Source organism: Streptomyces sp. NPDC054883, assembly GCF_053610645.1.
In genome coordinates, this window is sequence record NZ_JBSGYT010000024.1 from 59,362 (window position 1) to 72,733 (window position 13,372).

Consider the following 13,372-nt stretch of genomic DNA (forward strand, 5'->3'; position numbering starts at 1 on the left):
GCCCACAGTAGATCACGGTAGGGGTGACGGATTGTGGAGCCAGCAAGCGGCGCTGGGCCGGCCGACGCGGCCGGCGACGCCGCGGAGGTGCTCGACCGCCCGCTGCCGGAAGGCGTGCGGCGCCGGGTCGTCGCGCTCGTCTCGGACGCCTTCGGCGGCCTGACGGTCGCCGACCTGCCCGCGCAGCTGCGCCAGTACGCCCGGTTCACCCCGAGCCGGCGCGCCAAGTTCGCCGGGAACGCGATGGCCGCGGCCGTGGAGACGGACGCCGTCTTCCGCGGCCGCGTCGCCGAGAAGCTCCGCGACGCCCAGACCGAACTGGCCGGGGCGCTGGAGTGCGGTGCCCCGCCCGCCGCCGCCGATCCGCTGGACGTGGCGGCCGCCGCGTACATCCTGCGGCCGTCCGGCTGGGTCAAGCTGGTCGCGGCCGCCGGTGAGGAGGTCCAGCGGGCGGACGCCGAGCGGGTCGGCGACGAGACCCGGCGCGAGCTGGCGCGGCTGCGCGAGGAACTGGCCCATGCCCGCGAGACGCAGCGTTCCGGTGGCGAGCACGTGCGGGCCGAGCTCGACGCCGCCCGCAAGGAAGCGGAATCGCTTCACCGCAAGCTGCGCAGCGCCCAGAGCGACGTCAAGCGGGGCGAGGCGGCCCTGCGCAAGCTGACCGCGGAGGTCGACGGCATCCGCGGCGACGCCGCCGCCCGGGTCGCCGCCGCCGAGAGCGAGAGCCGTCGGCTCAAGTCCCGCCTGGCGGAGGTGGAGTCGGCGCTGGAGACCTCCCGCCGGGCCACCCGGGAGGGGCGCAGCATCGAGGACATGCGGCTGCGGCTGCTGCTGGACACCGTCCTGGACGCGGCCGCCGGGCTGCGCCGCGAGCTGGCACTGCCACCGGTCTCCACGCGCCCGGCGGACACGGTGGACGCGGTGGAGCCGGGCCGGATGACGCCGAAGGACATCGCCGCGCGGGCGCTGTCCGAGACCGATCCGGCGCTGCTGGACCAGCTGTTGGCGCTGCCCCAGGCGCACCTGGTGGTCGATGGTTACAACGTGACGAAGACCGGCTATCCGACGATGCCGCTGGAGAAGCAGCGGCTGCGGCTGCTGGGCGGGCTGTCGATGCTGGCCGCCCAGACCGGCGCGGAGATGACCTGTGTCTTCGACGGCGCCGAGCTGGCCGCCCCGGTGCTGCTCGCGCCGCCGCGCGGGGTGCGCGTGCTGTTCTCCAAGGCGGGGGTGACGGCGGACGAGCTGATCCGCCAGCTGGTCCGGGCCGAGCCGCCCGGCCGTCCGGTGGTCGTGGTGTCCACCGACCGCGAGGTCGCGGACGGGGTGGCCAAGTCCGGGGCCCGTCCCGTTACGTCCGCCTTGTTGCTCAAACGGCTTTCGCGCGTTTCGTGACTTTTTCACCCTGCTGTAGGGCATTGGAGCTTCTCGCCAATTTCGGCCCTTGATGCCGGAATTGGCGGTGTGTCGGGGCGACGTACCGTCAACTCCCCGGCACCCACCGTTGCCTCCGTGTGAAGAAGTGGGTGAGGGGCCGGTTTTTTGCCCCGGGGGATTTGAACTGATCACAACGAGGTCACTAGGGTCTGTTCAAACCTTCGTGCGGTAGGTCACTCATTCGGGGTGACGGCGAAGGTGCCGCCGTGCGTGTCGCGTTCCGTTCCGGCGGCGTGAGGAAGAAGGAGCTCGCCTTCGTGGCGTCCCACCGTCGACCCAAGCAGCCGAGCCGCTCGCGCGTGACCGCGCTCACCGCGTTCGCCGCCGCCGCTGTCGCCCTCTCCTCGCAGTCGGCCATGGCCGCCCCGGACAAGCCCAACAAGGACGAGGTCAAGGCCAAGGTCGACGCCCTCTACGACGAGGCGGAGCAGGCCACCGAGAAGTTCGACGGAGCCAAGGACCGTCAGGACAAGCTCGAAAAGGAGATCGCGCAGCTCCAGGACCAGGTCGCGCGCGGCCAGCTCGAACTCAACGACATGCGCAACACGCTGGGTTCGATGGCCAGTGCCCAGTACCGCACCGGCGGCATCGACCAGTCCCTCACCCTGCTGCTCTCCGACGACCCGCAGAGCTACCTCGACAAGGCCTCCACGCTCCAGCAGTTGAGCGGCAAGCAGATCGAGACGATCGGCAGGATCCAGGCCAAGCAGCGCTTCCTGGCCCAGCAGCGCCAGGAAGCCGCGGGCAAGCTCGCCGACCTCGACGCCACCCGCAAGGAGCTCGGCGAGCAGAAGAAGGCCGCGCAGGACAAGCTCGCCGCGGCCCAGGCCCAGTTGAACACCCTGACCGCGCAGGACCGGGCGGCGCTCAAGGACGAGGAGGGCAAGTCCAGCAGCAGCGCGGCCCAGAGCGCCGGCAACGTGAAGGGTTCGGGCCGGGCCGGCGCGGCGCTCGCCGCCGCCGTGACGCAGAAGGGCAAGGGGTACCACATGGGGTCGACCGGCCCCAATCTCTGGGACTGCTCCGGGCTCACCCAGTGGGCCTACGGGCAGGCGGGCGTCAGCATCAGCCGCACCACCTACACCCAGGCGAACGACGGCACGCGCATCGGCCGCAGCGAACTCCAGCCCGGCGACCTGGTGTTCTTCTACTCCGACCTGCACCACGTCGGGCTCTACGCGGGCAACGGACAGGTCTTCCACGCATCCAACCCGGACGGCGGAGTCAGGTACGAGGCGATGTCCAACATGCCGTTCCAGTTCGGCGTCCGCGTCGGCTGAGCCCAAGCCCCCGACGCGCCGTACACCGCCCATCCGGGCGAATTGCGCGGCCCCGCCCTGACCGCACGCCCCGCCGGTGACCTGCGTCTCCGGCGGGGCGTCCGTGTGCGTGCCCCCGGACGGTCGTTGGCCGGTGCCCGGCGGCGCGGCTACTGTCTGCCAGCGCGGAACCCGGCACACGGCCGTCCACGGGGGGCGGACCCGGGCTGCGCGCAGCGCAAGGGAGCGGTTTCACGTGGCGTCCCATCGCCGGCCCGGGCCCAGCGGCCCCGACCGGAGCACCAAACTCACCTTCACCGCCGCCGCGGCAGGCGCCGCCGTCGCCCTGACGGGGGCGGTGGCGAGTGCGGCCCCGAGCCTGCCCCAGGACCCCCCGGCGGGCGCCCGTGCCCAGGTCGACCGGCTCTTCGAGGAGGCCGAGCAGGCCACCGAGCGCTTCAACGAGGCCGACGAGAAGGCCGGCCGGCTCCGGGCCGAGATCAGCCGGGCCCAGGACGCCGTCGCCCGCGGCCAGGACCGCATCAACACCATGCGCGGCGTCCTCGGCGCCTTCGCCGGGGCGCAGTACCGCTCCGGCGGCATCGACCCCGCCCTCACGCTGGTGCTGTCCGAAGACCCCGACGGCTACCTCGACAAGGCCGCCGTCCTCGACCGGCTCAGCGGCCGCCAGGCCCGGCAGCTCGCCGAACTGCGCGAGGAGCAGCGCCGGATCGGCCAGGAGCGGCAGGAGGCCTCGGTGAAGCTGGCCGAGCTGGAGGCGCTGCGCTCCGACGTCGCGGAGCACAAGCGGGACATCACGGCGAAGCTCGCGGCGGCGCGCCGGCTGCTCGACGCGATGCCGTCCGAGGAGCGGGCCGACTTCGAGCGGGCCTCGCGCTCGGGGGGCCGCGCCGACGCGCTGCCTGACCTGTCCTCGGCCGTCCCCGCCTCCTCCCGGGCGGCGGCCGCGGTGCGCGCGGCGCGGGCCGCGGTCGGGCGGCCGTACGTATGGGGTTCCACCGGGCCGTCGGGCTTCGACTGCTCCGGGCTGATGGTGTGGTCCTACCGCCAGGCCGGGGTCTCCCTGCCGCGCACCTCGCAGGCGCAGCGGTACGCGGGCCGGCAGGTGCCGCTGTCGCAGGCACAGCCCGGCGACCTGGTGACGTACCGCTCGGACGCCAGCCACGTCGGCATGTACGTCGGCAACGGCCAGGTCGTCCACGCCCCCTACCCGGGGGCGCGGGTGCGCTACGACCCGGTCGGGATGATGCCGGTGTCCTCGGTGACCCGGCCCTGACCGGCGGGGTGCGTACGATCGGCTGATGCCTCCCGGTCGCCGCCCCGTCCGCCTCCTCGCGCTCGCACTGCTGCTGTGCCTGCTGCCGGCCGGCTGCGCCGCCGCTCCCGCCGCTCCCGCCGGCACCACCGACCCCGCCGTGCGCCGGGCCGTCGCCGACTGGGCCGCGGCGCCGCCCGCCCGGCTCGCCGGGATCCCGCTGGAGGGGTGGTCGTACGAGGTCACCTCGGTGCGCCGGGACGGCGTACGGGCCTTCGCGCGGGCGGTGCTGCGCTACCGGCTGGCCGGCTACGACACCGCCGCGGCGGACGCGCGGCGCGAGGTGGAACTGGCGCGGGACGGCGTCGGCGGCTGGCGGGTCACGGCCGACCGCCCCGCCCCGGGGGCCCCGCCGCAGCTGTGGGACCAGGGCGCGGTGACGGCCGTACGGGGGGCGCACGCCCTGGTGCTCGGCGTCGGCCAGGCCGCGCAGACGCTGTCGGGTATCGCGGCGGAGGCCGACCGGGCGGTGCCCGCGGTGAGCGCCGCCTGGCCGCGGCCCTGGGCGGGCCGGGTGGTGGTGCTCGTCCCGGGGACGCTCGACGCGATGGCGGCCCTGCTCGGACAGCCGGCCGACGCGTACCGGGGGATGGGCGCCGTCACCACCGGCCGGGTCGGGGCCGGGCCGGCCCCGGCCGACCGGGTCGTGATCAACCCGGAGGGCTACGCGGGCCTGTCGCAGGCCGGCCGGGGCATCGTGCTGACCCACGAGGCGACCCATGTGGCCACCCGCGCCGCGACCTCGGCGACGACCCCGCTGTGGCTGTCCGAGGGCTTCGCGGACTGGGCCGCGTACCGCGCCACGGACCGCACCCCGGCCGAGGCCGCGCCGGAGCTGGCCCGTGCGGTGCGGCGGGGCGAGCTGCCGGGGGCGCTGCCCGCGGACGGGGACTTCGGCTTCGGCGCCGACCCGGAGGCGCTGGCGCGCTCGTACGAGGGAGCCTGGCTCGCCTGCCGGCTCATCGCGGCGAAGTGGGGCGACGCGGCGCTGGTGCGGCTGTACGAGGAGGCGGGCCGCACACCCTTGCCGGCGGCCCTGGACCAGACCCTGGGGACCGACCCCGCCGAGCTGACCCGGGCCTGGCGCGAGGCGCTGCGGGAGGAGCTCCGGTAAGGGCGCCGGTCACGTCGGGTACGTTGGCTGGCGATGCACAAGACGCTGATCGTGACCAATGACTTCCCGCCGCGACCGGGCGGCATCCAGGCCTTCCTGCACAACATGGCGCTGCGGCTGGATCCCGACCGGATCGTCGTCTACGCCTCCACCTGGAAGCACGACGAAGAGGGCCGGGCGGCCACCGCCGCCTTCGACGCGGAGCAGCCGTTCCAGGTGGTGCGCGACCGCACCACGATGCTGCTGCCGACGCCCCGCGTCACGCGGCGCGCGGTGGAACTGCTGCGCGAGCACGGCTGCGAGTCGGTGTGGTTCGGCGCGGCCGCTCCGCTGGGGCTCATGGGTCCCGCGCTGCGGCGGGCGGGGGCCCGGCGGATCGTCGCGACCACGCACGGGCACGAAGCGGGCTGGGCGCAGCTGCCGGCCGCGCGCGGGCTGCTGCGGCGGATCGGCGAGGGCACCGACACCCTGACCTACCTGGGGGAGTACACGCGCAGCCGGATCGCCTCGGCGCTGACCGGGCGGGCGGCGGCGCGCATGACCCAACTGCCGCCCGGGGTCGACGAGAAGACCTTCCACCCCGGGTCGGGCGGGGCGGCGGTACGGGCCGGGCTGGGCCTGACCGGCCGGCCGGTGGTGGTCTGCGTGTCCCGCCTGGTGCCGCGCAAGGGGCAGGACACCCTGATCGAGGCGATGCCGCGGATCCTGGCGGCGGTGCCGGACGCGGTGCTGCTCGTCGTGGGCGGCGGCCCGTACGAGGCCGGCCTGCGGGCGCTGGCCGCCACCACGGGGGTCGCGGACTCGGTGGTCTTCACCGGGCCGGTCCCCTGGGCGGAGCTGCCCGCCCACTACGGCGCCGGGGACGTCTTCGCGATGCCGTGCCGGACCCGGCGCGGCGGCCTGGACGTGGAAGGGCTCGGCATCGTCTACCTCGAAGCCTCCGCCACGGGCCTGCCCGTCGTGGCGGGCGACTCCGGCGGGGCGCCGGACGCCGTGCTGGACGGGGAGACCGGCTGGGTGGTCCGGGGCGGGGTGCCGGAGGAGGCCGCGGACCGGATCGTGACGCTGCTCCTGGACCCGGAGCTGCGCCGCCGGATGGGCGAGCGGGGCCGGGCCTGGGTGGAGGAGAAGTGGCGCTGGGACCTGCTGGCGGAGCGGCTGCGCGAGCTGCTGTAGCAGCCCGCCCGTGCCTTCGGGCCGCGCGGGGAGGGAATTATCGCCCCTCGCGGCCGGTCTCGGGGCCCGGTCCGGCAAACCGGGCGGATGCAGGTGGGGCCGGGCTACGGTCGCGACATGTCTGACTGTTACTCACAAGCGTGTCAGTGTGCGTTATGGCCGGTTGGGCGGAACCCGCTCATGATGCGCCCATGACACCCAACCTGACGCGCCGTCAACTCCTCGGGATCGGCGCCCTCCAGACCGCCGCCGTCCTCGGGTTCACCCGTATCGGGCTCTCCTCCGCCGCCGCCGTCGAGCCGCCCGCCGCCCAGTACGCCCCCGCCATCGTCGTCGGATCCGGGTACGGGGCCGCCGTCGCGGCCCTGCGCCTCGGGCAGGCCGGCGTGCGGACCGTCGTCCTCGAAATGGGCCGGCTCTGGGACACCCCCGGACCCGACGGGAAGGTGTTCCCCTCCACGTCCGCCCCCGACCACCGCTCCATGTGGTTCCGCACCCGCACCGAGGCCCCGCTCGCCCAGTTCCTCTGGCTCGACGTGGTCAACCGCGACATCGACCCGTACCCCGGCGTCCTGGACCGGGTCAACTACGGCGGCATGTCCGTGTACGTGGGGCGCGGCGTGGGCGGCGGCTCGCTGGTCAACGGCGGCATGGCGCCCACGCCCCGCCGGTCCTACTTCACCGAGGTGCTGCCCCGCGTCGACGCCGACGAGATGTACGGCACCTACTACCCCCGCGCCCGCGCCATGCTCGGCGTCAACGACATCGACCCCGCCTGGTTCGAGTCCACCGAGTGGTACCGCTTCGCCCGGATCTCCCGCAAGCACGCCCACAACACCGGGCTCAAGACCGCCTTCGTGCCCAACGTCTACGACTTCGGCTACATGCAGCGCGAGGCGGCCGGCACGGCCACCAGATCCGCCCTCGCCGGCGAGGTCATCTACGGCAACAACCACGGCAAGAAGAGCCTCGACAAGACCTACCTCGCCGCCGCCCTCGGCACCGGCAACGTCACCATCGAGACCCTCCAGCGAGTGGTCGGCGTACGCCAGGACCCGGCCGGGGGGTACGTGCTGACCGTACGCACCATCGACCTCACCGGCCGGGTCACCCGGACCCGCGAACTCGGCTGCGCCCAGCTCTTCCTGGGGGCCGGCAGCCTCGGCACCACCGAGATCCTGCTGCGCGCCCGCGAGACGGGGACCCTGCCCGCGCTCGGGGAGGAGGTCGGGCTCGGCTGGGGCCACAACGGCAACGTCATGACCGCCCGGGCCAACCACCTCTGGGACACCGTCGGGGCGAACCAGGCCACCATGCCCGCCCTGGGCATCGACGACCGGGACAACGCGGCGAACCCGGTCTTCGCCGAGATCGCCCCGCTGCCGATGGGGTTCGAGCACTGGATCTCGATGTACCTGGCCATCACCAAGAACCCCGAACGCGGCCACTTCACGTACGACGCGGCCAGCGACTCGGCGCGGCTCAACTGGACCCGGGACCAGAACGCCCCGTCCGTCGCCGCCGCCAAGAACCTCTTCGACCGCGTCAACCGGGCCAACGTCACGATCTACCGCTACGACCTGTTCGGCGGCAACAGGCCGTTCGCCGACGACTTCACCTACCATCCGCTCGGCGGCTGCGTCCTGGGCGACGCCACCGACGACTACGGCCGCGCCAAGGGCTACCGGGGGCTGTACGTCGTGGACGGCTCGCTGATCCCCGGCTCGCTCGGGGTGAACCCGTTCGTCACGATCACCGCCCTCGCCGAGCGGAACATGGCGCGGATCCTGGCGGAAGACCCGCGCTGAGCCCCGCGCCGGACACTCCCTAGGCCCGGTACAGGGCGTCGATCTCGTCGGCGAAGTCCTTCGCCACCACGTTGCGCTTGAGCTTGAGCGACGGCGTGATGTGCCCCGACTCCTCGGTGAACTGGGAGGAGAGGATGCGGAACTTCCGCACCGATTCCGCCTTGGAGACCGCCGCGTTGCCGTCGTCCACCGCCTGCTGGACGGCGGCGATGAGGTCCGCGTCCTCGCGCAGCTCCGCCGCCGTGACCCCGGCCGGCTTGCCGTGCTCGGCGGCCCACCGGCCCAGGAACTCCTCGTCGATGGTGACCAGCGCGGCCACGAACGGCCTCGCGTCACCGACCACCATGCACTCCGCGACCAGCGCGTGGGCGCGGATGCGGTCCTCGATCACCGCGGGCGCCACGTTCTTGCCGCCAGCGGTGACGATGAGCTCCTTCTTGCGCCCGGTGATCGCCAGGTAGCCGTCCTCGTCGAGGGTGCCGACGTCACCGGTGTGGAACCAGCCGTCGGACAGCGCCTCGGTGGTCGCCGCCTCGTTGTTCCAGTAGCCCGTGAAGACGTGCTCGCCGTGCACCAGCACCTCGCCGTCGTCGGCGATGCGCACCACGGAGCCCGGCAGCGGCTGGCCGACCGTGCCGATCTTCGTCCGGTCCCACGGGTTGAAGGCGGTGGCCGCGCAGGATTCGGTCAGGCCGTAGCCCTCCAGGACGGTGAACCCGATGCCGCGGAAGAAGTGGCCGAGCCGCTCGCCCAGCGGGGCGCCGCCGGAGATCGCGTACTCGCCGCGGCCGCCGAGGACCGTGTGCAGCTTGCTGTAGACCAGCTTGGTGAAGAGCTTGTGCTTGAGCCGCAGCCCGAAGGACGGGCCGCCCGGGGCGTCCAGGGCGCGGCTGTAGGCGATGGCCGTGTCGGCGGCCGCGTCGAAGATCTTGCCCTTGCCGTCGGCCTGGGCCTTGGCGCGCGCCGAGTTGTAGACCTTCTCGAAGACGCGCGGCACCCCGAGGATCAGCGTCGGCTTGAAGGACGCCAGCTCGTCGGTGAGGTTCTTGATGTCCGGTACGCAGCCCAGGCGGATCGGCGCCAGTACGGACGCCACCTCCACCAGGCGCCCGAAGACGTGCGCGGCGGGGAGGAAGAGCAGCACGGAGCACTCGCCGGTGCGGAACAGCGGGCTGAGCCGCTCCACGACGTTGCCGCACTCCGCGAAGAAGTTGCGGTGGGTCAGCACGCAGCCCTTGGGGCGGCCGGTGGTGCCCGAGGTGTAGACGATGGTGGCCGTGTCGTCGGCGTTCGCGAGCGAGCCGCGCCGGTCGGCCTCGGCGTCGGAAACCTCCGCGCCCGCCGCCTTGAGGGCCTCGAAGGCTCCCTGCTCGATCTCCCACACCTCGCGCAGCTCGGGCAGCCGGTCGCGCAGGGCGGCCACGGCGGCACGGTGCTCCGGGCTCTCGACGATCACCGCGGCGGCGCCGGAGTCCCCGAGGATCCACTGGATCTGCTCGGGCGAGCTGGTCTCGTACACGGGGACGGTGATGGCGCCCGCGCTCCAGATCGCGAAGTCGAACAGCACCCACTCGTAGCGGGTACGGGAGATCAGCGCGACCCGCTCGCCGGGCTGGACGCCCGCCGCGATCAGGCCCTTGGCCGCGGCGCGGACCTCGGCGAGGAACTCGGTCGCCGTCACGTCCTGCCACCGGCCGTCGACCTTGCGGCTCATGACGGCGGTGTCGGGATGCTGGGCGGCGTTGCGGCGGATGAGATCCGTCAGGTTCCCGTCCGACGGGACCTCGTACAGGGCCGGAAGGCTGAACTCGCGCAAGACTGCTGCTCCTCTGGGCGCCATCGCCACCGTGTGGACCGACCGGACGTTACCCACCGGTAGTGGGTTCACGATAGAGGGAACCGGCCAGATGTTCCGTGCGTCACACGACGCGGCCGTCCCCTGCCGACACTAGTCGACCCCGCCGACGACCCGGAAGTAACCGCAGGTCCGGCCGCCTGCGGGGGTGCCCCTACCCGAGGAGCCCAAGCGCCCCTAGGGTGGCGGCATGGGTGGCAGGAAGAGTCGCACGCGGGTCCACGTCGTCAGTGACGTCCACGGCAACACCGAGGCGCTCGCGCGGGCGGGGGACGGCGCCGACGCGCTGATCTGCCTCGGCGACCTCGTGCTGTTCCTCGACTACGCCGACCACTCGCGCGGGATCTTCCCCGACCTGTTCGGCGTCGAGAACGCCGACCGCATCGTGGAACTGCGCACCCAGCGGCGGTTCGCGGAGGCCCGCGACCTCGGCCGGGCGCTGTGGGCCGGGCTGGACCGGGAACAGCTGATCGAGGGCGCCGTCCGGCGCCAGTACGCCGACATGTTCGCCGCGTTCCCGAGCCCGACGTACGCCACCTACGGCAACGTCGACGTCCCGGGCCTGTGGACGGAGTACGCCGCACCCGGCACCACCGTGCTGGACGGCCAGCGGGTGGAGATCGGCGGCCGGGTCTTCGGCTTCGTGGGCGGCGGACTGCCGACGCCGATGCGGACGCCGTACGAGGTGGACGTCGAGGAGTACGCGGCCAAGGTCGAGGCGCTGGGCGAGGTGGACGTGCTGTGCTCGCACATCCCGCCCGAGGTGCCGGAGCTCTGCTACGACACGGTGGCCCGGCGGTTCGAACGGGGCAGCGAGGCCCTGCTGGCGGCGATCCGGCGGGTGCGGCCGCGCTACGCCCTCTTCGGACACGTCCACCAGCCGCTGGCCCGGCGGATGCGGATCGGGGCCACGGAGTGCGTGAACGTCGGCCACTTCGCGGCGACGGGAAGGCCGTGGGCACTGGAGTGGTGAGCGCCCGGCGGGCGCTCGCACGGGGGAGGCCCTGGAGTGGCGGGGTCCGCACGCGCGGTAGCCTTCACCCCGGCGGCCGGAGGCCCCCACACACTTGTCGAACTCCCCGGAGGAGCGACCGCGATGGCGGAACACACCAGCTCGAGCATCACGATCGAGGCGGCCCCGGCCGACGTCATGGCCGTGATCGCCGACTTCGCCCGCTACCCGGAGTGGACCGGCGAGGTCAAGGAGGCGGAGGTACTGGCGACCGACGCCGAGGGCCGCGCGGAAAAGGTCCGGCTGCTGCTGGACGCCGGAGCCATCAAGGACGACCACACGCTCGCCTACACCTGGAAGGGCGCGAACGAGGTCAGCTGGACGCTGGCCAAGTCGCAGATGCTGCGCCAGCTGGACGGCTCGTACAAGCTGACCCCGGTGGACGGCGGCAAGCACACCGAGGTCACGTACCAGCTGACGGTCGACGTCAAGATCCCGATGCTGGGCATGATCAAGCGCAAGGCGGAGAAGGTCATCATCGACCGCGCCCTGGCCGGCCTCAAGAAGCGCGTCGAATCCGCCTGAACGGCGGCCCGCCGGTCCCGCGCCGCGGCTGAGCGGCGCGTCGGCGGCCGGGCCGTGCGGGATTCACAGCGCATCGAGGAGCACCACAGCATGCACACCCTGCTCGTCACCGGACCCGGCGGGGCCGGGCGGACCACCGTGGCCGCCGCCACCGCAGTCGCCGCCGCGCGGGCCGGGCGGCGCGTGCTGCTGCTCTCCGGCGACCCCGGAGACCCGATCGGCGCGCTCGTCGGCCCGGACGTGCCCGGGCTGCGCGTCGCGCGGATCGACTCCGGCGAGGAGTTCCGGGCCGAACTCGTCGCCCTCCAGGACCGCGGCGCCGCGCTGCTCGGCATGCTCGGCAGCCGCCCCCTCGGCGCCGAGGAACTCACCGAGCTGCCCGGAGCCGAGCAGTTCGCGCTGCTCCGCGCCCTGCGGCGGGCCGCCGCCGACCCCGGCGCCGACCTGGTCGTGGTGGACATGCCCCCGCTGCACCAGACGGTGACCACCCTGGCCCTCCCCGCCCAGCTGCGCCGCTACCTGGCCCGGCTGCTGCCCGCCGAACGGCAGGCCGCCCGCGCCCTGCGCCCCGTACTGGCCCAGCTGGCCGGGGTGCCGATGCCCGCCCAGTGGCTCTATGAGGCCGCCGCCCGCTGGGACGAGGAACTGGCCGCCGTGCAAGCCGTCGTCGAGGCCGCCACCACCGAGGTCCGGCTCGTCGCCGAACCCGGCCCCGGGGCCGGAACCGCGCTGCGCACCGGCCGGCTCGGGCTCGCCCTGCACCAGCTGCCGGCCGGGTCCCTCGTCGCCAACCGGACCCTGCCCCAGGACTCGCCCGACCCCTGGCTGGCCGGGCTCGCCGCCCAGCAGGAGAAGTACGCCGCCCAGTGGGCCGCCGAGCTCCCGCTGATCCCGCTCCCGCACCTCGGCCACGGGCCCGAGGGCCCCGAGGACACCGCCCGGCTCGCCGCCCGCGCCCCCGGCCTCGCCCCCCTGGCGCCCGCGCCCCGCCCGGCGTGGGCCGTCGAGGACCGGCGCGCCGAGGACGGCGTACTCGTCTGGGCGGTCCCGCTGCCCGGCGCGCGCAAGGCCGACCTCGACCTGGTCCGGCGCGGCGACGAGCTGCTCCTGGCGGCCGGGCCCTACCGCAGGATCGTTCCGCTGCCCGCCGCGCTGCGCCGCTGCACCGTCTCGGGAGCCGCTCTCACCGACGGCGTGCTCCGGGTCCGCTTCACCCCGGACCCGCAGCTGTGGCCCCGCGCGCGCTGATTCCCGTACCGCCGTTCGGGTACCGTCGAAGGTAGCCCGTACCGCACATATCGCAGCCGCCGCAGGAGTGTCCGCCATGAGCGAGGCCACCGACCGCCCCACCGACGACGACGCCTGGGCCAAGGCCTGCGCCGAGGACCTCGCCGCCGAGAAGGAGCGGCTGCGCGCGGAGCGCGGCGCCGCCCGGGGCAATGCCTCCGGCGGCGGGACCGGCACCGCCGCCGAGGAGCTGTTCAAGCTCTTCGGGGCCGTCGCCGACAAGGTCTCCGCCCTGAACAACCCGCTGCTGGGCGCCGCAGCCCAGGGCGCGGTGCGCCAGTTCGTGGACCAGGCCAAGACCGCCGTCAAGCCCGTGGTCGAGCGCAACCCCGAGGTCTTCGACCACCTCGCTGCCGCCGGCTCCGAACTGCTCGCCGCCTACCGCTCGGCGGTCGAGGGCCACGAGCGCCGCTGGACGCAGGAGCGCCCCACGGCCCCGCGCGCCGACGACGACCCCCGCCACGACGGGGACGACCCCGGGGCCGGGCCCGCCGAGCGGATCGATCTCGACTGAACCTCCGCCGGGCTCGGGTACGGTTGGCCGTGGCGGGGTTTGACCGGAA

At 74.0% G+C, this 13,372-nt stretch carries 11 protein-coding genes; 10 read left to right on the forward strand and 1 reads right to left on the reverse strand.

Going from position 1 to position 13,372, the window contains the following annotated elements:
- Positions 1-30: 30 nt before the first annotated feature.
- From ACWGH1_RS19205 to ACWGH1_RS19230, 6 genes are all read left to right on the forward strand, one after another.
- The gene (locus tag ACWGH1_RS19205) at positions 31-1,395 is read left to right on the forward strand and encodes an NYN domain-containing protein (protein WP_453353778.1); all 1,365 of its coding nucleotides are present in this window, start codon (positions 31-33) and stop codon (positions 1,393-1,395) included.
- A gap of 299 nt (positions 1,396-1,694) precedes the next feature.
- Complete coding sequence (locus ACWGH1_RS19210) at positions 1,695-2,717, forward strand: NlpC/P60 family protein (protein ID WP_453353777.1); 1,023 nt, start codon at positions 1,695-1,697, stop codon at positions 2,715-2,717.
- 235 nt (positions 2,718-2,952) lie between these two features.
- Positions 2,953-3,993, forward strand: coding sequence for an NlpC/P60 family protein (locus ACWGH1_RS19215; protein ID WP_453353775.1), 1,041 nt, complete (start codon positions 2,953-2,955; stop codon positions 3,991-3,993).
- A 25-nt stretch (positions 3,994-4,018) separates the two neighbouring features.
- Positions 4,019-5,146 (forward strand): hypothetical protein, encoded by a 1,128-nt coding sequence (locus tag ACWGH1_RS19220; RefSeq protein ID WP_453353774.1) that lies wholly within the window; start codon positions 4,019-4,021, stop codon positions 5,144-5,146.
- Between the two features lie 33 nt (positions 5,147-5,179).
- Positions 5,180-6,322: a glycosyltransferase family 4 protein gene (locus ACWGH1_RS19225; RefSeq protein WP_453353773.1), complete on the forward strand. Its 1,143-nt coding sequence runs from the start codon at positions 5,180-5,182 to the stop codon at positions 6,320-6,322.
- Between the two features lie 191 nt (positions 6,323-6,513).
- Positions 6,514-8,130, forward strand: coding sequence for a GMC oxidoreductase (locus tag ACWGH1_RS19230; RefSeq protein ID WP_453353772.1), 1,617 nt, complete (start codon positions 6,514-6,516; stop codon positions 8,128-8,130).
- A gap of 19 nt (positions 8,131-8,149) precedes the next feature.
- On the opposite strand, the gene ACWGH1_RS19235 is transcribed toward ACWGH1_RS19230, so the two are convergent.
- A complete protein-coding gene (locus ACWGH1_RS19235; protein ID WP_453408843.1) occupies positions 8,150-9,946 on the reverse strand; it encodes an AMP-dependent synthetase/ligase in 1,797 nt (598 codons plus the stop codon).
- Positions 9,947-10,175: 229 nt separating this feature from the next.
- Between ACWGH1_RS19235 and ACWGH1_RS19240 the strand changes: the two genes are divergently transcribed.
- The 4 genes from ACWGH1_RS19240 (at position 10,176) to ACWGH1_RS19255 (ending at position 13,323) form a co-directional block, all read left to right on the forward strand.
- The gene (locus ACWGH1_RS19240) at positions 10,176-10,958 is read left to right on the forward strand and encodes a metallophosphoesterase family protein (protein WP_453355716.1); all 783 of its coding nucleotides are present in this window, start codon (positions 10,176-10,178) and stop codon (positions 10,956-10,958) included.
- A gap of 123 nt (positions 10,959-11,081) precedes the next feature.
- Entirely contained in the window at positions 11,082-11,522 is a 441-nt protein-coding gene (locus tag ACWGH1_RS19245; protein WP_453355715.1) for an SRPBCC family protein, read from the forward strand.
- A gap of 90 nt (positions 11,523-11,612) precedes the next feature.
- Complete coding sequence (locus tag ACWGH1_RS19250) at positions 11,613-12,770, forward strand: ArsA-related P-loop ATPase (RefSeq protein ID WP_453355714.1); 1,158 nt, start codon at positions 11,613-11,615, stop codon at positions 12,768-12,770.
- A gap of 76 nt (positions 12,771-12,846) precedes the next feature.
- The gene (locus tag ACWGH1_RS19255; RefSeq protein WP_453355713.1) at positions 12,847-13,323 is read left to right on the forward strand and encodes a DUF5304 domain-containing protein; all 477 of its coding nucleotides are present in this window, start codon (positions 12,847-12,849) and stop codon (positions 13,321-13,323) included.
- Positions 13,324-13,372: the final 49 nt, after the last annotated feature.